This is a genomic window from Pseudomonas sp. GL-RE-26 (genome assembly GCF_019956275.1).
Taxonomy (GTDB): domain Bacteria; phylum Pseudomonadota; class Gammaproteobacteria; order Pseudomonadales; family Pseudomonadaceae; genus Aquipseudomonas; species Aquipseudomonas grandcourensis.
The window spans coordinates 15755-38527 of record NZ_JAHBDI010000014.1 but is presented as its reverse complement, the minus strand read 5'-3'; the positions used below and the strand labels follow the sequence as shown (position 1 = coordinate 38527).

Annotated in this window: 26 protein-coding genes, 1 tRNA gene and 1 pseudogene; 7 read left to right on the top strand and 21 right to left on the bottom strand. The window is 57.4% G+C overall.

What is annotated here, in order from left to right:
- The first annotated feature begins 15 nt into the window (after positions 1-15).
- From gcvT to KGB07_RS11950, 3 genes are all read left to right on the top strand, one after another.
- Positions 16-1140, top strand: a complete 1125-nt coding sequence (gene gcvT, locus KGB07_RS11960) for a glycine cleavage system aminomethyltransferase GcvT (RefSeq protein WP_223465472.1) — start codon at positions 16-18, stop codon at positions 1138-1140.
- Between the two features lie 403 nt (positions 1141-1543).
- Positions 1544-1756 (top strand): cold-shock protein, encoded by a 213-nt coding sequence (locus KGB07_RS11955; RefSeq protein WP_007977299.1) that lies wholly within the window; start codon positions 1544-1546, stop codon positions 1754-1756.
- A 96-nt stretch (positions 1757-1852) separates the two neighbouring features.
- The gene (locus KGB07_RS11950) at positions 1853-2341 is read left to right on the top strand and encodes an RDD family protein (RefSeq protein ID WP_046042220.1); all 489 of its coding nucleotides are present in this window, start codon (positions 1853-1855) and stop codon (positions 2339-2341) included.
- 58 nt (positions 2342-2399) lie between these two features.
- On the opposite strand, the gene nadA is transcribed toward KGB07_RS11950, so the two are convergent.
- Complete coding sequence (gene nadA / locus KGB07_RS11945) at positions 2400-3458, bottom strand: quinolinate synthase NadA (RefSeq protein ID WP_223465469.1); 1059 nt, start codon at positions 3456-3458, stop codon at positions 2400-2402.
- Between the two features lie 316 nt (positions 3459-3774).
- Here nadA and KGB07_RS11940 point away from each other — a divergent pair, with 316 nt between their 5' ends.
- Together KGB07_RS11940 and KGB07_RS11935 are read left to right on the top strand one after the other, a co-directional pair.
- The gene (locus KGB07_RS11940) at positions 3775-4158 is read left to right on the top strand and encodes a hypothetical protein (protein ID WP_223465467.1); all 384 of its coding nucleotides are present in this window, start codon (positions 3775-3777) and stop codon (positions 4156-4158) included.
- The gene (locus KGB07_RS11935; protein WP_223465466.1) at positions 4155-5435 is read left to right on the top strand and encodes an MFS transporter; all 1281 of its coding nucleotides are present in this window, start codon (positions 4155-4157) and stop codon (positions 5433-5435) included. Before KGB07_RS11940 ends, KGB07_RS11935 begins: the two co-directional genes overlap by 4 nt.
- Before the next feature lie 129 nt (positions 5436-5564).
- On the opposite strand, the gene KGB07_RS11930 is transcribed toward KGB07_RS11935, so the two are convergent.
- The 18 genes and pseudogenes from KGB07_RS11930 to KGB07_RS11845 all read right to left on the bottom strand — a co-directional run.
- A tRNA-Lys gene (locus KGB07_RS11930) sits at positions 5565-5640 on the bottom strand.
- A gap of 63 nt (positions 5641-5703) precedes the next feature.
- Positions 5704-6396, bottom strand: coding sequence for a 7-cyano-7-deazaguanine synthase QueC (queC, locus tag KGB07_RS11925; RefSeq protein WP_223465464.1), 693 nt, complete (start codon positions 6394-6396; stop codon positions 5704-5706).
- A gap of 1 nt (position 6397) precedes the next feature.
- Positions 6398-7045: a 7-carboxy-7-deazaguanine synthase QueE gene (gene queE / locus KGB07_RS11920; RefSeq protein WP_007995628.1), complete on the bottom strand. Its 648-nt coding sequence runs from the start codon at positions 7043-7045 to the stop codon at positions 6398-6400.
- 166 nt (positions 7046-7211) lie between these two features.
- Positions 7212-8051: a tol-pal system protein YbgF gene (ybgF, locus tag KGB07_RS11915; RefSeq protein WP_046042214.1), complete on the bottom strand. Its 840-nt coding sequence runs from the start codon at positions 8049-8051 to the stop codon at positions 7212-7214.
- Positions 8052-8057: 6 nt separating this feature from the next.
- The gene (gene pal / locus KGB07_RS11910; protein ID WP_003178634.1) at positions 8058-8555 is read right to left on the bottom strand and encodes a peptidoglycan-associated lipoprotein Pal; all 498 of its coding nucleotides are present in this window, start codon (positions 8553-8555) and stop codon (positions 8058-8060) included.
- A 52-nt stretch (positions 8556-8607) separates the two neighbouring features.
- Positions 8608-9888 carry a Tol-Pal system beta propeller repeat protein TolB gene (gene tolB, locus KGB07_RS11905; RefSeq protein ID WP_167362903.1) on the bottom strand — a complete coding sequence of 427 codons (1281 nt, stop codon included), beginning with the start codon at positions 9886-9888 and terminating at the stop codon, positions 8608-8610.
- Positions 9889-9905: 17 nt separating this feature from the next.
- Positions 9906-10985 (bottom strand): cell envelope integrity protein TolA, encoded by a 1080-nt coding sequence (tolA, locus tag KGB07_RS11900; RefSeq protein WP_160389295.1) that lies wholly within the window; start codon positions 10983-10985, stop codon positions 9906-9908.
- Positions 10985-11437, bottom strand: a complete 453-nt coding sequence (gene tolR / locus KGB07_RS11895; RefSeq protein WP_162135951.1) for a protein TolR — start codon at positions 11435-11437, stop codon at positions 10985-10987. Before tolR ends, tolA begins: the two co-directional genes overlap by 1 nt.
- 23 nt (positions 11438-11460) lie before the next feature.
- Positions 11461-12156, bottom strand: coding sequence for a protein TolQ (tolQ, locus tag KGB07_RS11890; protein WP_008147369.1), 696 nt, complete (start codon positions 12154-12156; stop codon positions 11461-11463).
- Complete coding sequence (ybgC, locus tag KGB07_RS11885; protein WP_008052449.1) at positions 12146-12613, bottom strand: tol-pal system-associated acyl-CoA thioesterase; 468 nt, start codon at positions 12611-12613, stop codon at positions 12146-12148. The genes tolQ and ybgC overlap by 11 nt, the downstream gene beginning before the upstream one ends.
- Before the next feature lie 127 nt (positions 12614-12740).
- A complete protein-coding gene (ruvB, locus tag KGB07_RS11880; RefSeq protein ID WP_046042209.1) occupies positions 12741-13802 on the bottom strand; it encodes a Holliday junction branch migration DNA helicase RuvB in 1062 nt (353 codons plus the stop codon).
- Positions 13803-14411: a Holliday junction branch migration protein RuvA gene (gene ruvA, locus KGB07_RS11875; protein ID WP_046042208.1), complete on the bottom strand. Its 609-nt coding sequence runs from the start codon at positions 14409-14411 to the stop codon at positions 13803-13805. It lies immediately after the preceding gene.
- 114 nt (positions 14412-14525) lie between these two features.
- Positions 14526-15050, bottom strand: a complete 525-nt coding sequence (ruvC, locus tag KGB07_RS11870; protein WP_046042207.1) for a crossover junction endodeoxyribonuclease RuvC — start codon at positions 15048-15050, stop codon at positions 14526-14528.
- A gap of 158 nt (positions 15051-15208) precedes the next feature.
- The gene (locus KGB07_RS11865) at positions 15209-15955 is read right to left on the bottom strand and encodes a YebC/PmpR family DNA-binding transcriptional regulator (protein WP_056726044.1); all 747 of its coding nucleotides are present in this window, start codon (positions 15953-15955) and stop codon (positions 15209-15211) included.
- A gap of 128 nt (positions 15956-16083) precedes the next feature.
- A complete protein-coding gene (gene aspS / locus KGB07_RS11860; protein WP_046042205.1) occupies positions 16084-17859 on the bottom strand; it encodes an aspartate--tRNA ligase in 1776 nt (591 codons plus the stop codon).
- A gap of 121 nt (positions 17860-17980) precedes the next feature.
- Positions 17981-18202, bottom strand: coding sequence for an FmdB family zinc ribbon protein (locus KGB07_RS11855; protein WP_032829812.1), 222 nt, complete (start codon positions 18200-18202; stop codon positions 17981-17983).
- A 136-nt stretch (positions 18203-18338) separates the two neighbouring features.
- The gene (locus KGB07_RS11850; protein WP_080925346.1) at positions 18339-18674 is read right to left on the bottom strand and encodes a ribbon-helix-helix domain-containing protein; all 336 of its coding nucleotides are present in this window, start codon (positions 18672-18674) and stop codon (positions 18339-18341) included.
- Positions 18675-18890: 216 nt separating this feature from the next.
- Positions 18891-18959, bottom strand: a pseudogene (locus KGB07_RS11845) (DNA starvation/stationary phase protection protein); the annotation flags it as partial.
- Positions 18960-19213: 254 nt separating this feature from the next.
- Here KGB07_RS11845 and KGB07_RS29590 point away from each other — a divergent pair.
- On the top strand, positions 19214-19816 hold the full coding sequence (locus KGB07_RS29590; RefSeq protein WP_008052457.1) for a cold-shock protein: 603 nt from the start codon (positions 19214-19216) through the stop codon (positions 19814-19816).
- Positions 19817-19880: 64 nt separating this feature from the next.
- On the opposite strand, the gene KGB07_RS11835 is transcribed toward KGB07_RS29590, so the two are convergent.
- Positions 19881-20087, bottom strand: a complete 207-nt coding sequence (locus tag KGB07_RS11835) for a SlyX family protein (RefSeq protein ID WP_008052459.1) — start codon at positions 20085-20087, stop codon at positions 19881-19883.
- 3 nt (positions 20088-20090) lie between these two features.
- Positions 20091-20516, bottom strand: coding sequence for an HIT domain-containing protein (locus KGB07_RS11830; RefSeq protein WP_046042371.1), 426 nt, complete (start codon positions 20514-20516; stop codon positions 20091-20093).
- Between the two features lie 911 nt (positions 20517-21427).
- Here KGB07_RS11830 and KGB07_RS11825 point away from each other — a divergent pair.
- Complete coding sequence (locus KGB07_RS11825; protein ID WP_223465463.1) at positions 21428-22756, top strand: OprD family porin; 1329 nt, start codon at positions 21428-21430, stop codon at positions 22754-22756.
- The last annotated feature ends 17 nt before the right edge of the window (positions 22757-22773 follow it).

The window sequence follows — 22773 nt, the reverse complement described above, 5'->3', positions numbered from 1 at the left end:
CTTCAGGAGCTGAATATGTCCACCGAACAACTGTTGAAAACCCCGTTGCACGCACTGCACATCGAACTCGGCGCGCGCATGGTGCCGTTCGCCGGCTACGACATGCCCGTCCAGTACCCGCTGGGCGTGATGAAAGAACACCAGCACACCCGTGATCAGGCCGGGCTGTTCGATGTCTCGCACATGGGCCAGATCCGCCTGACCGGCGCCAATGCCGCCAAGGCCCTGGAAACGCTGGTGCCGGTGGACATCATCGACCTGCCGGTGGGCATGCAGCGTTACGCCATGTTCACCAATGCGACGGGCGGCATCCTCGACGACCTGATGGTCGCCAACCTGGGCAACGACGAACTGTTCCTGGTGGTCAACGCCGCCTGCAAGGACCAGGACCTGGCCCACCTGCGCAAGCACATTGGCGACCAGTGCACGATCGAGCCGCTGTTTGAAGAGCGCGCTCTGCTCGCCCTGCAAGGCCCGGCTGCCGTGACCGTGCTGGCACGCCTGGCCCCTACAGTTGCAAAGATGACCTTCATGCAGTTCGCCCGCGTGAAGCTGCTGGGTGTGGACTGCTTTGCCAGCCGCTCGGGTTACACCGGTGAAGACGGTTTCGAAATCTCCGTACCCGCCGCGAACGCCGAAGCCCTGGCTCGCGCGCTGCTCGCTGAAGCCGAAGTGGCCGCCATCGGCCTTGGCGCCCGCGACTCCCTGCGCCTGGAAGCGGGTTTGTGCCTGTACGGTCATGACATGAACACCGAAACCACGCCGATTGAGGCGAGCCTGCTGTGGGCGATCTCCAAGTCGCGTCGTGCCGATGGTGCGCGGGCCGGCGGCTTCCCTGGCGCTGAAAGCGTATTCGCCCAGCAACAGGCAGGCGTGAACCGCAAACGCGTAGGTTTGTTACCACAGGAACGTACACCCGTGCGTGAAGGAGCCGAGATCGTCAACGAAGCCGGCGACATCATCGGTAGCGTCTGCAGCGGCGGTTTCGGGCCAACCTTGGGCGGGCCGCTGGCCATGGGTTATGTCGACAGCGCTTATATCGCACTGGACACACCGGTTTGGGCGATCGTTCGTGGGAAAAAGGTGCCTTTGCTTGTAAGCAAAATGCCATTTGTTCCACAACGCTACTATCGCGGCTGATTGAATGTTCCTATAAGTAACGCGGTTGCGTTAACGGTGCACTAATGTGTAACGCAACCGCCATATAACAGTGCACCGTTTGGCTATAAGCTTCGATTATGAACTTTGCTTATAACGATCGAAAACAACTGAACAAGACCAGGGAATAAGCCCCCGCTAGTGGACTGACTTTGCCATCAACCTGAGGAAATACGGGGCCTTCACAGGGCTTGTTTTTTCTCCCGTAGTTGGCGTAGAGTTTGTTCACTGTGTTTGCATGGGTCGCTTGGAATCGTGACCTGGGCAGTAGCCTACAAGTTAGCTACATCCCGTTCGACGTCTTCTTACTCTCCTGCAACCAGCCCCAGTACTCTTTCATGAGAAGGAGACTGTCATTAATTTTTTGCGTCAAAGGAAATAAGAAATGTCCCAACGTCAGAGCGGTACCGTCAAGTGGTTTAACGACGAGAAAGGTTTTGGTTTTATCACTCCTGAAAGCGGTCCGGATCTGTTCGTGCATTTCCGCGCTATCCAGGGCAACGGCTTCAAAAGCCTGAAAGAAGGCCAGAAAGTGACTTTCATCGCCGTGCAGGGCCAGAAAGGCATGCAGGCTGACGAAGTACAAGCAGAAGCCTAATCTTCTGTAACGAAAAAGCCCCTGATGCTGACATCAGGGGCTTTTTTGTGCGCGTAAATCCGTAAAATGGCTTCTTTTTTCTGCCCCGAGGCTGCCATGTCGAAACACCTTCTCAACCCCCAGGGCGACTTCCCCGCCGCTCCCCTGGGTCGTCGCCTGGCAGCGATGTTCTATGACTTCCTGTTGTGTACCGCCCTGCTGATCGTCACCAGCGGCATTTACAAGATGATCCAGATGGCCATCCTCGGCGAAGAAAAAATGCGCACACTGACCGAGGCCGGCGCGCTGGACGGCGACCCATTGCTCTCGACGGTGCTGCTGTTTGTGCTGTTCGGCTTTTTCGCCAAGTTCTGGACCTGGTCTGGCCAGACCCTGGGCATGCAGGTGTGGTGCATTCGCGTGCAGAACGCCGATGGTTCACCCATCAGCCTGTGGCAGGCGCTGTTGCGGTTTGTGGTGTCGATTGCTTCATGGCTGTGCGCAGGGCTGGGTTTTATCTGGCCACTGTTCGATAAACAGAAGCGCAGCTGGCATGACATGTACTCCAACACTCAGCTCGTACAAATTCCGAAGAAAACCAGGTAAACCGCCAGATGCAAAAACGCCCCGATCCTATCGGGGCGTTTTTTTGGCGGCCGGCGAATCAGGCGTTACCCGCCAGCTTCATCCGCGCAGCCTGAGTGAAGTCGAGCATGCGCTTCAATGGGCGAATCGCCTGCGGAATCAGCGCAGGATCGACAAAGATCTCGTTCGCCCCGTCTTTCAAGCACTTTAGCGTGCGCTCAAGCGTGTTCATGGCCATCCACGGGCAATGTGCGCAACTACGGCAGGCTGCGCCGTTACCGGCCGTTGGCGCTTCGATGAAGACCTTGTCCGGGCACAGCTGCTGCATCTTGTAGAAAATGCCGCGGTCGGTCGCAACGATCAACGTCTTGTTCGGCAGGCTCTGTGCCGCCGCGATCAACTGACTGGTGGAACCCACGGCATCGGCCAATTCAATCACCGATGTCGGCGACTCCGGGTGCACCAGAATCGCCGCATCAGGGTACAGCGCCTTCATGTCTTCAAGCTGTTTGGACTTGAACTCTTCGTGAACGATGCAGGCACCGTCCCACAGCAGCATGTCAGCACCGGTCTGGCGCTGAATGTAAGTGCCCAGGTGTTTGTCCGGCCCCCAGATGATGGTCTCGCCGTTATCCATCAGGCTTTCGACGATCTCCAGTGCGCAGCTGGACGTCACCACCCAGTCCGCCCGGGCTTTGACCGCCGCCGAGGTATTGGCATACACCACGACGGTGCGTTCCGGGTGCTGATCACAGAACGCCGAAAACTCGTCCACCGGGCAACCCAGGTCCAGCGAACACGTCGCTTCGAGGGTGGGCATCAGCACACGTTTTTCAGGGTTGAGGATTTTCGCGGTTTCACCCATGAACTTCACACCGGCGACCAACACGGTCTTGGCCGGATGTGCGTTGCCGAAGCGGGCCATCTCCAGCGAATCGGAAACGCAACCACCGGTTTCTTCGGCCAGGGCCTGAATCACCGGATCGCAATAGAAGTGGGCAACCATCACCGCGTCCTGAGCCTTGAGCTCGGCGGCAATGGCGGCACGGTAATAAGCTTCTTCCTCGGCAGTCAGCGGCTTGGGCTGCTTGGCGTCGAGGTGAGCCTGAACCAAAAGGCGTTCGGAAATCTGCGTCATGTTCGCAAGACCTGCAGGCGCATTCGCGCGAAAGTCGAGTATACACCCGGCTCCGGCCCCTTCAGGGTACCGCCGGGAAAGTGAGTATTCATCAGGCACGGACAGCGTTGAAGCTGCGCAAGGCTACAGAATATCCGACGGATGCAAAAGGTGATTCTGACCTGCGCAGCCTAGCGCATCGCTGAATTAAATCGCAGGCAGAAAAAATCCGGAAATCCTCACATACGTGGGCCCTCCAGATCTTTAAAACTGCTTGAAAATGGTGGGTCTTGTGGAATTCGGGATCACTTTGCACCTGTACTGATCGAACATCGACATGACAGTCGATGCACACATGATCGAAAAACCGGAAGATTCCTACAAAATCAATGATCTATCTCCTACAAAAATAGGAATGACACACTGTTTAGGGCTGGATAGCCTCTGTCGAGCAGAAAGAAGCTTATTTGCACTAAAACCCTGCAATGGCTTGCCCCGTTATGCCTTCATCAAGATCGATACCGAACCCAAACCGCTGTTCCTCGACTTCGATAACCCGTTGTCCTTCGACGGCATCAGCAACGCCCTGAAGAACGCGGGTCACGCAAAGTTCTCGGAAATGCGACCGTGCCCCGATGAGCTTTGGCTTGAAGAAGAGCGGGGTCGTTTCTGCTGTGAAATACGCACAACCTTTTCCACATGCGAGACGCCTGCGACATGAGCAATGAGAACATAGACTCTTGTACCAAAGCCGATCAGGAAGCCAAACACTCGTTTTTGTACTTGTTTTTGACCATATTCATCCCATTTGGCCTCGGGCATTTTGTTTCGTATCTGTTTCGCACGGTCAACGCCTTGATCTACGTGGATCTGGAACGGGAACTGCACCTGCCCGCCAGTAGCCTCGGCCTGTTGACCGGTGTGTACTTTCTGACTTTCGCCGCAGCGCAGATTCCGCTGGGGGTCATGCTCGACCGCTACGGTCCGCGTAGCGTGCAGGCACCCATGCTGCTTTTTGCTGTGTTGGGCTCGCTGATTTTCAGCTTTTCCCATACGGAACTGGGCTTGATCATTGGTCGCAGCCTGATCGGCCTAGGTGTTGCAGGCTCGCTGATGAGTGCGATCAAGGCGTGCGCGATCTGGCTACCTGCCGAACGCCTGCCGCTGAGTACAGCATGCCTGTTATCTGTGGGCGGCTTGGGCGCAATGGCGTCCACCACGCCGCTGCATGAACTGCTCAAGTGGATCTCATGGCGTGAAGCATTCTTGATTCTGGCGCTGCTGACATTGTTCGTCTGTGTAATCATTCATCGGAGCGTGCCGCGCACCTACAACCCCAAACACACCACTCTTGCCGAAATGTCCAAGGCCGTGGGAAGGCTTTACTCCTCCTGGGTATTTTGGCGACTGGCGTTGTACTCGGTGTTTGCCCATGCGATCTACATGTCGGTGCTGTCGCTATGGATGGGGCCGTGGCTACGCGATGTCGCCCAGTTGAACGAGTCCAGCATGGCCAATACCTTGCTCTGGGGCACCGTGGCGATGGTGGCAGGCTCGCTGGCCTTCGGCTCGATCACCGACTACCTGCGGCGCTTTGGTGTGCAGCCGATCATGGTGTGCGGCACCGGGGTTTCAATCTTCATCGTATTTCAATCACTGATGATCAGCGGACTACCCGTACCGCCGCTACTGATTGCTATGGGATTCAGCTTCTTCGGCACCTCCACCACCATGAACTACGCGATCGTGGCTCAGTCGGTATCCCCAGAACTGGCCGGACGGGTCAGTTCGTCGTTCAACCTGGTGGTGTTCGTGTTGGCGTTTGTCTTGCAATGGTTGATGGGAGAAATTCTGAACCTGTGGCCAGCATCCGGGCAAGGGCATCCGGTGGAGGCTTATCAGTGGTCGCTGGGGGTGATGATTGCGTTGCAGGCACCGGGGCTGATGTTGTGGCTGAGCTTTAAACCGTGGGAATTGAAAACTGCGGCGACGCGGTAAAACCAGGCAACCACTACTACCTTAGCGAAAGCCTCACCCTCCAGACCTGCCAGCACTGAATTTCAGGCAAAAAAAAACCCGGAAATCCTCACTTGCGTGGGCCTTCCGGATTTTCTAAACCGCCAAAAATGGTGGGTCGTGTGGGATTCGAACCTACGACCAATTGGTTAAAAGCCAACTGCTCTACCAACTGAGCTAACGACCCGCTGTGTGGTGGCGCGTATAATACTGATTTTTAAGGACTATTCAACACCTATTTTGAAATAAATCAAAAATAAGGGGTTGGATCACTGATTCCGGCCGCCGCAAAGCCTTCCGCACGCAGTCGGCAGCTGTCGCATTTGCCACACGCACGGCCGTTATCGTCAGCTTGATAGCAGGAAACGGTCAGCCCGTAATTGACGCCCAGCTTCACGCCAGCCTCAACGATCTGCGCCTTGCTCAGGTTCTGCAGAGGCGCCTGAATGCGGAAGCCATTGCCTTCGACACCGGCCTTGGTTGCCAGGTTGGCCATGCGCTCGAACGACTCGATGAACTCAGGACGGCAGTCCGGGTAACCGGAGTAATCCACCGCGTTGACGCCGATGAAGATGTCCCGTGCGCCGAGTACCTCTGCCCAGCCCAGGGCCAGGGACAGGAACACCGTGTTACGCGCAGGCACGTACGTCACGGGAATGCCTTCACCCAACTCTTCCGGAATATCGATGCTGGTGTCGGTCAGGGCCGAGCCGCCCATGCCGTTCAGGTTCAGACCGATTACCTTGTGCTCGACCACACCCAGATCCCGCGCCACACGCTCGGCGGCGTACAGTTCGGCGTGAGAGCGCTGACCGTAGTCGAAGCTCATGGTGTAGCAGCTGTAGCCTTCGGCACGGGCCATGGCCACGACAGTCGCCGAGTCCAGGCCACCGGACAGCAGGATGACCGCACGTTTTTCAGCAGTATTGAGTTGTTCAGTCATTTCAGCGCCCCGGCTCGTCATTCCATAGATATTTATGCAGCTGCAATTGCAAACGCACTGGCAGGTTGTCCGCCACCACCCAGTCCGCCAGATCCCGAGCATTGAGATCATGGTGACTTGGTGAAAACAGGACTTCACCGGCACGCTGATCCAGACCGTACTGGATCAGCTTGGAAACGGACCAGTCATAGTCCTCTCGCGAACAGATGACAAACTTCACCTGATCATTAGGCGTGAGCAGCTCGATGTTTTCGTAGCGATTGCGGTGCGCTTCCTTCGAACCCGGGGTTTTCAGGTCGACAACGCGACTGACCCGGGAATCTACTGCCGAGATATCGATGGAGCCACTGGTTTCCAGTGACACTTCGTAACCGGCGTCACACAAGCGCTTGAGCAAGGGAATGGCGTTGGGCTGAGCCAGGGGCTCGCCGCCCGTGACGCAGACGTATCGCGGGCGAAAACCGGCAACTTGCTCGAGGATGTCATCGAGCGTGCGGATGGTTCCGCCTGTGAACGCATAGGCGCTGTCGCAGTATTGGCAACGCAGAGGGCAACCGGTCAGGCGCACAAAAACAGTGGGCAGGCCAGCAGTCCGCGTTTCTCCCTGCAACGAGTAGAAAACTTCGGTGATTCTCAATGTGTCTTGCATAGTCGCCACGGGCGTAACAGCTAAACAGGCTGTCCGCCTCCGTCAGGCACTTGAAGGAACCCCGGCAAAGCGCAGGCCCCTAAAAGCGTGTTTCATAAAAAGGGCGTGAATTCTAACGAAAAAACCCGCGACAAGCGCGGGTTTCTTTGAAACGGATCAAGCAGGCTTACATTTTTTGCAGATCGCGCTGGGCCAGCTGAGCGGCGGAAGTGCCCGGATATTGGGACACCACCTGCTGCAGAATGCCTTTGACCCGGTCGGTATGACCCAGGCGACGCTCTACGTCAGCGAGCTTGTACAGCGAGTCCGGCACTTTCGCGTGCTTGGGATACAGCTGCGAAACCTTGGCAAATGCCTGACCTGCGCCTTGCAGATCGCCTTTGGCCAGGTTCACTTCGCCCAACCAGTACTGGGCGTTGCCCGCATACTGGCTGTTCGGGTACTTGCGCAGGAAAGCGGAAAAAGCCTGACTGGCCTTGTCGAAGTCCTTGGCCTTGATCAGGTCGAAGGCAGCATCGTAATAGAGCTTTTCCTTCGCCGGATCCGCCGGTTCGCTACCCGCGGCAGGTGCTTGAGCAGCGGCTGCGCCAGCTGCCGCACCTGCTGCTGCACCAGCGGCATTCATATCACCACCGGTGGAAGAATTTTCAGGAGTCGCGGCTGGTGCAACGCCGGTTCCTATGCGCCGATCAAGATCCTGGTATCGCTCCAGGTTTTCCTGCTTCATGCGCGCTACATCATTTTGCAGAACTTCGATCGCACCTTGCTGGCGCTCGATCTGTTGCTGCATTGATTGCAGTTGGTTGAACAGCTCGCCCTGTGCCGAGACAGGGGCCGAAACCCCTCCCCCGGCATAGGCGCCGTTCGTACCGTAACCTGCAGGCGGATAACTACTCCCGCTATTGTTATAGCCGGAGTCATTATCGACCACAGGAACCGCAGCCCACACCGCAAGCGGCGCGAGGCTGAGAGCCAAGACAGTTACAGCACGACGGCACGTTCGCATGACGAATTACTTACGCAGTTCGACGCGACGGTTTTGAGCCCAGGACTGCTCGTCGTTGCCGGTAGCAACTGGACGCTCTTCGCCGTAGGAAACCAGTTCCAGCTGAGCTGGGGAAACACCTTGCAGTACCAGGTAGCGCTGAACGGCTTTCGCACGACGCTCGCCCAGTGCCATGTTGTACTCACGAGTACCACGTTCGTCGGTGTTGCCTTCCAGAACAACGCGAGCGCCGTTTGCTTTCAGGTCTTTGGCGTGAACGTCCAGAGCGCGCATGGCTTCTGGCTTCAGGTCCGAACTGTCGTATTCGAAGTAGAAAGTGGTGATAGCGCGCAGTGCAGCTTCTTCGCTCAGGGAGCCGTCAACTGCACCAGTGTTTGCGCCGTAACCAGCGTTTGGATCTACCGCGCCTTCACCGGCATTGTCGCCGCCTTTGGACGAGCAACCTACAGCTACAGCCATGGCCAGTGCCAGCGCAGCAAATTTACCAAACTTCAGCATTTCCATCGTGAAACTCCTAATGAACCCCAGTGTGTTAAGTACAACGTATAGCGCCGCGTCAGTTCAGGTAAGGGGACCAGGAAGGTTCTCTGACTTCGCCTTGTGCGGTAGGAAGCGGGAGCCTTACGCGTCCATTGATGGACACGAGCATCAAGACTCCCCGGCCCTGCTGGCGGGTGGCGTAGATTACCATGGTGCCGTTGGGCGCGACAGTAGGCGACTCGTCCAGAGTGCTATCAGTGAGGATTTTTACGCTACCGCGCTGCAAATCCTGGGCCGCCACCTTGAAATTGGTGAAGCCATCCTGACGGTGAATCATGACAAGCGTCTTTTCATCAGCCGACAATTTAGGGTTGGCGTTGTAGTTACCGACGAAAGTCACGCGTTCGGCACCGCCACCACCGGCACTGGTCTTGTAGATCTGCGGCTTGCCGCCACGGTCGGACGTGAAGTAGATGGTCGAGCCATCCTTGCCCCAGAACGGTTCGGTATTGATGCCGGGACCGTTGGTAACGCGGCTGATCTGACGCGAGCCCAGGTTCATCACATAGATGTCCGGGTTGCCGTCTTTCGACAGGACGAACGCCAGGCGATTGCCATCCGGCGACCAGGCTGGCGCGCCGTTCAGGCCTTCGAAGTTAGTGATCTGCTCACGGCGACCGGTGTCGATGTTCTGCATGAAGATGCGTGGACGCTTCTGCTCGAAGGAGACATAAGCGATGCGCTTGCCATCCGGTGCGAAACGCGGCGACAGGATCGGCTCGCGCGACTGCAGCAGGGTCACGGCGCGAGCACCGTCGTAGTCCGAACGTTGCAGGGTATAGCGAGTATTGTTCTCGGAGAAACGCTCGGCCGTTACGTACAGCAGGCGAGTCGAGAAGGCACCCTTGATACCCGTGAGTTTTTCGAACGACTGGTCGGAGATGTAGTGCGCCATGTCGCGCAACTGATCAACGCCGCCCGACACGCTGCCGGTCAGCACTTGCTGCTCGGTGGCCACGTTGAACAGTGCGTATTGCACCTGCAGGCGACCGCCCGCCGGCACAATGCTGCCGACCATGACGTACTGGGCACCCAGCGCCTTGAAGTCACGGAAGATGATTTCGCTGGCCTGGCTCGGCTGGCTGATCATGTTCTGCTTTGGAAGCGGCGAGTAGTAACCCGAGTTGCGCAGGTCGTTACCGATGATTTCCGCCATATCGTCCGGCAGCACGCTACCGCCCTGGAAGCCGAACGGTACTACGGCGATCGGGGTCGCCCGATCGCTGCCACTGGTAACCAGAATGTTTTTCTCATCTGCCATCGCCATCCCTGCCATGCAGCAGATAACGACCAGCATTCCTCGAAGAAGGTTTCTCACAAGGCTAGATCCTCAGGTGTGAATGTCATCTTGAATGAACGATACGGAGCGAAATCACTCGGCTTCATTCCCTGCATTTCTGTCAAACGTCCAATATTCTTCACCGCTGCAACAGCCGAGGCGTCAAACGGACCGTCGCCACTGGACTTGGACACGCTGACCGAAGTCACCGTACCGTCCGGCAACATGCCGATTTGCAACACGACCGTCATGCCTTTGCGCGCCGAAGGTGGACGAGCCCAACCTTCCGCTGCACGCGCACGAATCAGGTCATCGAAACTGCCGGCGACTTCGTCGCCCTGCTCATCGGCCAAGGCCTGCTGACGCTGCGGCGTGTCGGAAAGCAAATCTGCCAGGGCCTGGGCCTTTTTGTCTTCGGCGGATTTACGTGCCGCGTCCTGCGATTTCTTCTTCGCAGCATCGGCGGCAGCTTTCTTCTTCGCTTCATCGGCGACTTTCTTCTTCGCCTCTTCAGCTTCAGCTTTCTTCTTGGCGTCTTCCGCGGCTTTCTTCTTCGCGTCTTCGACGATCTTTTTCTTGGCTTCTTCAGCGGCCGCTTTCTTGGCCTCTTCTTCCGCAGCTTTCTTGGCTTCTTCTTCAGCTTTCTTCTTGGCTATATCAGCCAATTGTTTCTCTTCTGCCTTCTTGGCTTCCGCGGTTTTCTTCGCATCGTCGGCTTTCTTGGCTTCATCAGCCTTTTTCGCCTCGTCCGCTTTCTTCGCCTCGTCGGCCTTCTTGGCTTCTTCGGCCTTTTGAGCCGCCTCTTCTTTCTTTTGTTCCGCAGCCTTCACCGCTTCCTGCTCGACCTTTTTCTGTTCCATCTGCTCGACTTCGGTCTGACGCGCAGCAGATTTCTGCGCTTCACCGGCAATCTTCTGATTGGTCTGGGTGGTCGCCCGACTTTTCGATTTCAGCTGGTACAAGGTCGCCTGGACAATCGGCTTGGCCGGCGGCAGTTCCGGGGTAAAGGCAAAACTGACGAACAGCATGCCGAACACCAGCACGTGCAAGCCAATCGCCCAGACACTAGGCCAGAAGTAGCTTTCCGAGGCGGACGGCTCTCGCTGTTGCTGCATCAGGGCGCCTCGGTAATCAAGCCAACATTACCGACCCCGGCTTTCTGCAACCCGCCCATGGCCCCCATGACGGAACCGTAATCGACACTCTTGTCGCCGCGAATGAAGACCTGGGTACGCTTGCCGCCTTCGTTGCCGACGCGAATGATCTTGGTCACCGCGTCAGTCATCTGCGGCAGGGTCATGGCCCGATCCTGCTGCTTTTCGGTGTCGACTTCGCTGCCAAGGTTCCAGTAGTAGGTCTTGTCGGATTTGATGGAAATGGTCAGGACCTGTGTGTTGTTGTCCTGCGGCAAGGCTTCGCTGGAAACCTTGGGCAGATCAACTTTCACGCCCTGATTGAGCATCGGCGCGGTCACCATGAAGATCACCAGCAGCACCAACATCACGTCGATGTAAGGCACCACGTTCATCTCGGCGACCGGCTTGCGCTTTTTGCGAGCTCGAGCGATTAAAGCCATTGGAAATTACCTGCTTATTCTTCGCTGGTGTGCACTTTGCGGTGCAGGATCGCCTGGAACTCGTCGGCGAAGGTGTAGTAGCGGCCCAGCAGGGTTTCGCTGCGAGCAGCAAAACGGTTGTAAGCGATTACGGCAGGGATCGCGGCAAACAGACCGATGGCCGTGGCGATCAGTGCTTCGGCGATACCCGGGGCCACAGTGGCCAGGGTCGCTTGCTGGGCGGTCGCCAAGCCACGGAAGGAGTTCATGATGCCCCAGACCGTACCGAACAGACCGATGTACGGGCTGACGGAACCAACGGTGGCCAGGAAGGGCAGGCTCTGCTCGAGCTTTTCTTCTTCGCGGGAAATGGCGACGCGCATGGCACGGGCCACGCCTTCCATGACCGCTTCCGGGTCAACGCCTGGCTGCTGGCGCAGACGGGAGAATTCCTTGAAGCCGGCACGGAAGATTTGCTCGACGCCCGAATCAGGGTCCGGATTGCTGCCGGCCTGACGGTACAGTTTGGACAGGTCGATACCCGACCAGAAGCGCTCTTCGAAGCTCTCCAGGGCACGTCGACCGGCGCGCAGCAGGTTGCTGCGCTGAAAGATCATGATCCACGAGGTCACCGATGCGGCTACCAGGATCAGCATTACCAGTTGCACCACGATACTGGCATTGCTGACCAGGCTCCACATGGAGGAATGGTCGACGACGTTAGCTTCCACGCTTTATCTCCTGCTTTGAGTGTGTACCCGCGCCGCTCACGTCGGCAAAGGCCGCTCGTAGAGCTTCGGGAATGGCCCGGGGTTTCAAACTTTCAGTGCGCACACAGGCCACCAGAAACTGCCCTTCGCAGAGCAGCACATTATCCGTTGCCCGCCTGACCTGCTGCTTGAAGCGCAGGCTGGCACGGTTCAATTCGATTACTTCAGCGCTTACCAGCAGTTCGTCATCCAGTCGCGCCGGCGCGTGGTAGCGCGCTTCGCTGGAATGCACGACGAACAACAGGTCCTCGCCGGCAAGCGTGGATTGGGCAAAGCCCAGATCTCGTAGCCGCTCGGTTCGAGCCCGTTCCATAAACTTGAGGTAATTAACGTAATACACGATGCCCCCCGCATCGGTGTCCTCGTAATAAACGCGACAGCGATGTGCGAAAGGCTCAAGCCCGTTTTGCGCGCGCATACTCTAGTGCTTACTCCTCAGGTTGCCAATCCGGCATGGCAACTGTTTTTCATTGTTCTGCGGCTTTCACGTGAAAGTACGGTCCTGGGACCCTACATTGCCCGAAAAAATCAGCACGCAATGTTAATTAATCGTCAGCGGCATCGAGAAACTCGTCTACCACGGGCATTTCGCCCAATCGTGACGGAATGTTTAAACCGAAATGCAGGTAGGCATGCCGCGTCACCACCCGCCCCCGTGGCGTGCGCATGATGTAGCCCTGCTGGATCAGGTAAGGCTCCAGCACGTCTTCAATGGTGTGACGCTCTTCGCTGATGGCGGCGGCCAAGCTGTCGACCCCGACTGGCCCACCGTCGAACTTTTCGATCATGGTCAACAACAGACGCCGGTCCTGGTGGTCGAAGCCCCGCTCGTCGACGTCCAGCAGGTTCAGCGCCAGGTCGGCAATCGGCTTCGTGATGTGGCCCTTGGCGCGAACTTCGGCGAAGTCGCGCACCCGGCGCAGCAAACGGTTGGCGATTCGTGGGGTGCCACGGGCACGTCGGGCGATTTCGAAAGCACCTTCCGGGTCCAGCGGCAAACCGAGGATGCTCGCCGAACGACTGACAATCGTCGACAGGTCGGCGGTATTGTAGAACTCAAGACGCTGGACGATACCGAAACGGTCACGCAACGGGTTGGTCAGCATCCCCGCCCGCGTCGTTGCGCCGACCAGGGTGAACGGCGGCAGATCCAGCTTGATCGAACGCGCGGCCGGCCCCTCACCGATCATGATGTCGAGCTGGAAATCCTCCATGGCCGGGTACAGCACCTCTTCGACGATGGGCGACAGGCGATGGATTTCGTCGATAAACAGCACATCGTGGGGCTCAAGGTTGGTCAACAGCGCCGCCAGGTCACCGGGGCGCTCCAGCACCGGCCCCGAGGTGCTCTTGATCGACACGCCCATTTCCTGGGCGATGATGTTGGCAAGGGTGGTCTTGCCCAGGCCGGGCGGCCCGAAGATCAACGTGTGATCCAGGGATTCGTTACGACCGCGAGCGGCCTGAATGAACAACTCCATCTGCTCGCGAACGGTCGGCTGGCCAATGTATTCGGCCAGGCTGACCGGGCGAATGGCGCGGTCCTGGACTTCTTCGCGCTCACGCGGGCTGTGCGTGGCAGCGATCAGACGATCAGCTTCAATCACTTAGATCATTCCCTTCAAGGCGCGGCGGATCATGTCTTCACTGCTCAAATCTTTCTCCTTGATCGCAGACACCGCCTTGCTCGCTTCCTGTGGCTTGTAGCCCAGGGAAATCAAGGCGCTGACCGCGTCAGTCTCGGCAGTGTTCACCGGAGCCGGCCCATTCGGCTGGTTCGGCACCAGGGCGAACATGGCCGGTACGGTTTCCCAGGCCTTGAAGCGATCCTTGAGCTCCACCAGCAAGCGCTCGGCGGTTTTCTTGCCGACGCCCGGGACCTTGGTCAACGCCGAAGTGTCCTGGGACTGTACGCAACGAACCAGTTCATCGACTTCCAGGCTCGACATCAAGGCCAGGGCCAGTTTCGGTCCGACGCCGTTGAGGCGGATCAATTCGCGAAAAAAATCGCGCTCACGCTTGCCGACAAAACCATAGAGTAACTGTGCGTCTTCGCGCACGACCAAATGGGTATGCAAGGTTAGCGGCTCACCGACCGACGGCAAGCGGTACAGGGTCGTCATGGGCACTTCAAGTTCATAGCCCAGGCCATTTACATCCAGAATCAGATGGGGAGGCTGCTTCTCAGCCAGGGTGCCGCGCAAACGTCCAATCACGTTACAAATCCTTGAGCGTTGGCCAGCTCTTGGCCAGCGACTGATAGAGCGAGGGATTACCGCCGACAACCCAGGCGGAACGCCCTCACTCCATGAAAATGATTGCTGATGCTATCAGAGACGCAGACGCCCGCCACGACTGCGTGCAGCACCCAGACCGTGGGGCAGCAGACTGGAGCGGGTATGAGCATGGCAGATCGCAATCGCCAGGGCGTCCGACGCATCGATCTGGGGTTTGCTGGTCAATTTCAGCATGTGCATGACCATCATCTGCACTTGCTCTTTATTAGCCGCACCGGTGCCAACCACCGCTTGCTTGACCTGGGTCGCGGAGTATTCGGCAATTTCCAGGTTTTCTTCCGCGCCCGCCACAATGGCGGCGCCACGGGCCTGCCCCAGTTTCAGGGCGGAATCGGCGTTACGGGCCATGAACACCTTTTCGATCCCCATGGTCACCGGATGGTAAGTCTGAATGATCTCCCGCACCCCGCGGTAGACAATCTGCAGACGTTCATGCAGCTCGCCGGCACCGGTGCGGATACAACCGGAAGCGACGTACTCACAGCCACGGCCGGTATCACGAACCACACCGTAACCGGTGATGCGCGAACCGGGGTCGATACCAAGAATTAAAGTCATAACGCCTGCGGGTTAAGTAAAAGCACGAAATTCAATACAACGAATAACAAATGTGGGAGCGAGCCTGCTCGCGAAAGCGGCTTCATATTCAGCAACGATGCTGCCTGAAATTCCGCATTCGCGAGCAGGCTCGCTCCCACAATGAGTCCTGGTCGCCCTTAACCGAGCTGTGCCGCCACCGACTCCGGAATCTCCGCATTGGAATAGACGTTTTGCACGTCATCCAGGTCTTCGAGCATGTCGATCAGCTTGAGGACTTTCTCGGCGCCTTCCAGATCGAGCTCGGCGCTGGTGGTCGGCAGCATGACGATTTCCGCGTCGTCACCTTTGAAACCCGCCGCTTCCAGTGCGTTACGCACGGAATAGAACCCGGCAAACGAGGTGAAAACGTCGATCGAACCGTCTTCGTTGGTCACCACGTCATCGGCGTCGGCTTCCATGGCGGCTTCCATCAGTGCGTCTTCGTCAACGCCAGCAGCGAAGGAGATCTGCCCCTTGCGTTCGAAAAGATAGGCCACCGAACCGTCAGTCCCGAGGTTGCCGCCACATTTGCTGAACGCGTGGCGAACAGCGGCGGCGGTGCGATTACGGTTGTCGGTCATGCACTCGACCATCACTGCGACGCCACCCGGGCCGTAGCCTTCGTAGGTCAGCTCGACCATGTCGTCGGTATCGGCGGCACCGGCACCACGGGCGACTGCCCGATCGATGATGTCGCGACTCATGTTCGCGCCAAGGGCCTTGTCCAACGCCAGGCGCAGACGCGGGTTGGAACCTGGATCACCGCCGCCCTGGCGGGCCGCGACAGTCAGCTCACGAATCCACTTGGTGAAAATCTTGCCTTTTTTGGCATCCTGACGTTCTTTGCGGTGCTTGATGTTCGCCCACTTGGAATGACCTGCCATAACTCGCTCCGAATTCTCTTTGAAACATTGCCCGCTGCGCTGTATTGCGCCAGCCGGCAAACAAAAATCTTGAACAGCTCTATCTATAAAGAAAGGGCGCATCCGCAGATGCGCCCTTCAGGTCAGCCTTACTCGGCCTTAGGCGTTTCGCGCAGACGAATGTGCAGTTCGCGCAATGCCTTGGCATCTACCTGGCCCGGAGCCTGAGTCATGACATCTGCCGCGCTCTGGGTTTTCGGGAAGGCGATCACTTCACGGATCGACTGGGCGCCGGTCATCAGCATCACCAGACGGTCCAGGCCGAAGGCCAGGCCACCGTGCGGCGGCGCGCCGTATTTCAGGGCGTCGAGCAGGAAGCCGAATTTCTCTTCCTGTTCCGCTTCGTTGATGCCCAACAGGCGGAAGACCGCTTGTTGCATCTCTTTGCGGTGGATACGAATCGAACCGCCACCCAGCTCGGTGCCGTTCAACACCATGTCGTAGGCACGGGAAAGAGCGCCCGCCGGGTTGACTTCCAACTCCGCCGGGGAGCACTTCGGCGCGGTGAACGGGTGGTGCAAGGCGCTGAAGCTGCCGTCGTCGTTCTCTTCGAACATAGGGAAGTCAACGACCCACATCGGAGCCCATTCGCAGGTCAGCAGGCTCAGGTCGTGACCGAGCTTGATGCGCAATGCGCCCAACGCTTCGCTGACGATCTTGGCCTTGTCGGCACCGAAGAACACGATGTCGCCGTCAACTGCACCAACACGATCCAGGATCACGTTGAGGTTGGCTTCAGGGATGTTCTTCACGATCGGAGATTGCAGGCCGTCAACGCCATTCGCGCGCTCGTTGACCTTGATGTACGCCAGGCCCTTGGCGCCGTAGATGCCGACAAACTTGGTGTAGTCGTCGATCTGCTTGCGCGGCATGCTCGCGCCGCCAGGCACGCGCAGTGCGGCGATGCGGCATTTAGGGTCATTGGCCGGGCCGCTGAACACCTTGAAGTCGACTTCCTTGAGCTGATCGGCAACGTCCACCAGTTCCAGCGGGTTACGCAGGTCTGGCTTGTCGGAACCGTAGCGGCGCATGGCTTCTTCGAAGGTCATGTGCGGGAACTCGCCGAACTCCAGGCCCAGCACTTCCTTGAACAGGTTGCGGATCATTTGCTCGGTCAGGCCCATGATCTCTTTTTCATCGAGGAAGCTGGTCTCGATGTCGATCTGGGTGAATTCCGGCTGGCGGTCAGCGCGCAGGTCTTCGTCGCGGAAGCACTTGGCGATCTGGTAGTAACGGTCGAAACCGGCCACCATCAGCAGTTGCTTGAATAGCTGCGGCGATTGCGGCAAGGCGAAGAACGAACCGGCATGGGTACGGCTCGGCACCAGGTAGTCGCGCGCGCCTTCCGGGGTGGCACGGGTCAGGATCGGCGTCTCGACGTCGAGGAAGCCGTTCTCGTCCAGGAAGCGGCGGATGCTGGTGGTCATGCGCGAACGCAGACGTAGCTTCTCGGCCATTTCCGGGCGACGCAGGTCGAGGAAGCGATAGCGCAGGCGGGTTTCTTCGCCGACGTCGGAGAACTCGTTCAACGGGAACGGCGGGGTTTCCGACTCGTTCAGCACTTCCAGTTCGTAGCCCAGGACTTCGATCATCCCCGACGCCATGTTGGCGTTGGTCGCACCGGCCGGACGCAGGCGAACCTTGCCGGTGATCTTCACGACGTACTCGCTGCGCACGCGATCGGCAGCGGCGAAGGTTTCAGCGCGGTCCGGATCGAACACGACCTGGGCCAGACCATCACGATCACGGATATCGAGGAAAATCACCCCACCGTGGTCACGGCGACGGTGGACCCATCCGCAAAGGGTAATTTCCTGGCCGTCCAGGCTTTCGTTCAGTTGGCCGCAATAATGGCTGCGCATCATGGTCGTGGTTTCACTTCTCGTAATTCGAAATTCGGTTGGAGGCCTTGGGCACATCCGCTACAGGATGATGCAAGAACCCACGCGTGTCGTTCAACTCAGGTCACAACTCAGGGGCCGGGCCTTAGTCAGCTTTGTCGCCGCCGGCCAGGTTCTTCTTGGAACCGGTCTTGAAATCGGTTTCGTACCAACCCGTGCCGCTGAGGCGGAAGCCCGGCATGGACAGCAACTTTTTAAGCTCTGGCGCCTGACAGGCAGGGCAGTCGACCAGCGGTGCATCGCTGATCTTTTGAATGGCTTCCAACTGATGACCACAGGAAGCACATTGATAATCGTACATCGGCATGGAGGTTGTCTCGGCGATCAGATTGCTACCGCACACGCAGGGTTTTGCGGCAAAGAGCGGGATTATATCCATTAAATGCGGCCTGTGCAGCCGTAAGACTGCACAGACCGACACTCTGCTGCTTTCGCCGTCCAGACTAGGCCGTGGCGATGCAACCCCCTTTCTTGAGACTGTGCACGACACAGACAACCCGCACCAATCCACTGAAGTTCCTTACCCCGCCGTGACGCAAGTGAACTTCGCGATCCACATGAGACAGCAGGTTATTGACCGAGCAACCATTGACCCGGGCCATCTCCCCCAAAATATCCCAATAAACCTGCTCAAGCCGCAAACAGGTGGCGAAGCCATTCAATCGTACGGAGCGGGACAAGGGCTGGGCCAGCCCCATATCGAACTCGCGAACAAACGGATCAACCCTTACATCCTTGTGCGAACCGCATCGCCCCTCTTCTTGCCTTTCATAAACCATAACGCTGACACTCCTTTGCCATCCTGGTTTCTTTAAGCGCAACTGTCTGTCGACTTATAAAAACGCAGGTGCAAAGGTATTTTCCAGCCGACTTTATGACCCTCGACGTAGGATAAGCCAACAACTTTTGGCAGACCCTGGAGAACGTCCTACTCCGGACATTTTCCCACGCAGCAAAGCGATGCCCCCTTCAGAAGCACCGTATGGAATTGTGTAGGAAAGAAGAGCGCGAAGCATCCATGCCGTTTTTTCATGCACCTGCATACGCCGGGTCAGCAAATCGGCCATAGATAGGTACCGCAGTCCCGTAACTTGGGGCAACCTGCGGCAATTTGCCCCCAAAAGAGCCGCCGGACGCCCTGATTTGAGTAGCCTGCGGCTTTGCTGTTAAATAGACAGCGTGTCGCCAGTGCCTATTTTTTCCGGGCACGGCGCATAGGCTGATACCGGGTACGTGTCCAACGCCTCTTTATTATCTTGAAGCGAACCGTGCGCCATCAGCTCTTCCTTGTGAGCTGTCTTAACGTGAGTTAATCAAAATGTTGAAAATCGTCCATCTGTTGATAGGCGCAGCGGCCTTGCTGCTGTCCTTCATCCCTAGCCTGCAATCCGAAGCCCTACCTTACCTGCAACAACCTGACGCACTGTACCTGGCCTTTTTCGGCCTGCTCAATCTCACACTTGCGCCTGTCATCCCTTACTGGAACAAAGGCCCGCGCCACCAACTGCAAAACCTGGTCAGCGCCCTGCTGGTGCTGAGCGTGGTCCTGCAAACCCTGACGCTGATCGCACCGATGCCCGTCATCGCCGGTCAACCCGCCGTACTGTTCAGCCTGGTCGCAGCCCTGATCGCCGTTGCCCTGCACCTGGGCATCAGCTTCTACAAGTCGTCACCAGCTGCCGCCTCGCCAAGCTACGACATGAGCAACCGCGATACCGGTACCGTCAAGTGGTTCAATACGTCCAAAGGCTTCGGCTTCATCTCCCGCGATTCCGGCGACGATATCTTCGTCCACTTCCGGGCCATTCGCGGTGAAGGCCACCGCGTCCTGGTCGAAGGCCAGCGCGTGGAGTTCTCCGTCATGAATCGTGACAAGGGCCTGCAAGCCGAAGATGTGATCGCCGCACTGCCGCGCCGCTGATTCAAGGCCAAAAAAAACCGCGCACAGCCCAGCTGTCCGCGGTTTTTTCATGCCTGCAACGTGCTTAATAGTGCGGCGGCGGCGCTTCTTCTTCGAATGACTCGAACTGCCCGACCATTTCCTCCTGCCGCTTGAGCAGCGCGGCCATTTGCAACTGCAGACGCTCGACCACCCGCTGCTGCGCCACCAGCACATCGTTCAATGCCTGAATGGTGTCATCCTGAAACGCCAGACGGCTTTCAAGCTCGGTAACGCGTTCTTCCAGGCTCATGATTCAGCCCTCCAGAAACGTAAAATCATCGGCCAAAATCAAGCGCAAACGTTCGCGAATCGCGGCGATCTGCTCCGAACTGTAGGGTTTTGCAGGATGCTTACCCCAAACCGGCGCAGGCCAGGCAGCATCTTCACGCTTGCGCACAATCACATGCATGTGCAACTGACTGACGACATTGCCCAGCGCCGCCACATTCAACTTGTCCGCATCGAACGCGTCCTTGAGCACTTGCGACAGCGCAGTTGTTTCCTGCCAAAGCTGTTGCTGTTCTGCGACATCCAACTGAAATATCTCGCTGATAGCCTCGCGACGAGGTACCAGGATGAACCAGGGATAGTTCGAATCGTTGGACAGCAGCAACCGGCAGAGCGGAAAGTCCCCGATCGGTAACGTGTCTTGTTGAAGTCGTGGATCTAAAGCGAACACTGCGCGTACTCCCGCCGGGTCATCATTTTTCAGCTTAGCGCCCATCCTGACGGAACAGCGCACCAAGCGACCGGACGGCAGCATACCTGCGAACGGCGCACGCTTCACGGCGAACCTTGCATCGAGGCCACGAGCGCCAGCGAAAAGATGACAGCCGCCCCCGGATGGGACGATTTTCGCTGCCGCGCACCATTACAGAACCGAATAGCAGGCAAAAAACGCCGAAATGACTGACCAGCAAGAAAGAGCTCGCTTCAGGCAAGCGGCCGACAGAGATGAATTCAATACAAGGCTAAAATTTTTTTGCACCAAAACCGCACAGTGGGTCTACGCTGAACGCTTCGACATCCGCCATTTACTCAGTGGTGGGGTGAACCGGTAACATTTCTGATTGCCAGGCTGTCGATGAAAGGGGCGCAACATGATGCCAGGCAAGGCGTCAAGCCAAAACTAAAAGCGCTTGAACCCCCGGTTTTATGAGGTATTTACAGCACTTGGCAGTCAACTGGAAAAAAAGCGTAACAAAACACGAATTTGTGCACGCTTGTTGCATTCATACCCAACATCGCCCGATGTGGCACCCGCTGGAAGCGGAGACACTCAGGCAAAAAAAATAGTGGCAAGGTAGCCCGATGGAGATTCAAACGTTTCACCAGGACTCTTTTTACCGACGGCAAGGCGCAGAAAACAGCATTAAAGTTGTCCGCCCGGTTGCGTCGGAGCTGGAAATTTGCGACATCTACCACGCTATTTGCGACAGGGTCGTAAAGAAGGCGAAAGGTTAGATACGCAAGTATCGCCAACATTGTCGGCGTGATATAAGTTTGCGCCGACACAAAAAGAAAGAGCCGCCCAGATAATAAAACAGGTGGGACGGCAGTACTCTTCTAAAACCAAAGGAGCAAATCACGATGCGCGTGATGAAGTGGAGCATGATCGCACTGGCAGTTGCAGCAGCAGCCAGTACTCAGTTGGCAGTAGCCGCACCTTTCGTAAGCGACCAGGCCGAAGCCAAAGGTTTCGTTGAAGACAGCAAACTCGACTTGCTGGTTCGCAACTACTACTACAACCGTAACAAGAAAGACGGCGCAGTCGATGACAAAGACTGGACCCAGGGCATTCAGGGCATGTACAGCTCGGGCTACACCCAAGGTCTGATCGGTGTTGGCGTTGAAGCTTGGGGCCAACTGGCCATTAAGCTGGACGGTTCCGACAAATATGCAGGTTCCGGCAACATGTCCGTGGACTCTGATGGCGAAGTTAACAACAGCCAGGGCAAAGCCGGCGCTGCCGCCAAGTTCCGCATCTCCAAGACCGAGCTGAAAATCGGCGACATGCAGCCAAGCACTTCTCCGGTGTTCGCTGTTGGCGGCTCCCGCATCCTTCACCAAACTGCCAGCGGTATCCAACTGCAGAGCAGCGAAGTCAAAGACCTCGACCTCGAAGCCGGTCACTTCTACTCGGCAACCAGCCAGGACCGCAACGCTCGTGACGGCGAACTGTTCGCTACTTACGCTGGCGTGACAGCCAACTCCATCGACTACTTCGGTGGCAAGTACGGCATTACCCCGGACCTGAGCGTATCGCTTTACGGTGCCAAGCTCGAAGACGTCTGGAACCAGTACTACGCCAACGCGAACTACACCCTCGCACTGGGCGGCGACAACTCGATCAACTTCGACGGTAACATCTACAACACCAAGGATACCGGTAACGCTAAAGCAGGCGACATCGGCAACACCGCCTACTCGCTGGCCGCTGCTTACTCGTTCCTGAAAGCGCACACCCTGACCTTGGCCTTCCAGAAGGTCAACGGCGATACCCCGTTCGACTACATCGGTGTGGGTGACAACAACCGTGGTGGCGACTCGATTTTCCTCGCCAACTCCATTCAGTACTCTGACTTCAACGCCCCGGGCGAGAAGTCGGTACAAGCCCGTTACGACCTGAAAATGGCCGAGTACGGCGTACCTGGCCTGAGCTTCATGGTCCGCTACGTGAATGGTTGGAACATCGACGGTACCAACACTCCATCGAACAGCACCTACACCGGTCTGTACGGTGCAGACGGCAAACACCACGAAACCAACGTGGAAGCCAAGTACGTCGTTCAATCCGGCCCAGCCAAGGATCTGTCCTTCCGCATCCGCCAAGCATGGCACACCGCCAATGCTGACGAAGGCGAAGGCGATATCTCTGAGTTCCGCCTGATCACCGACTACCCGCTCAACATTCTGTAATCACAGAAAGTTAGTTT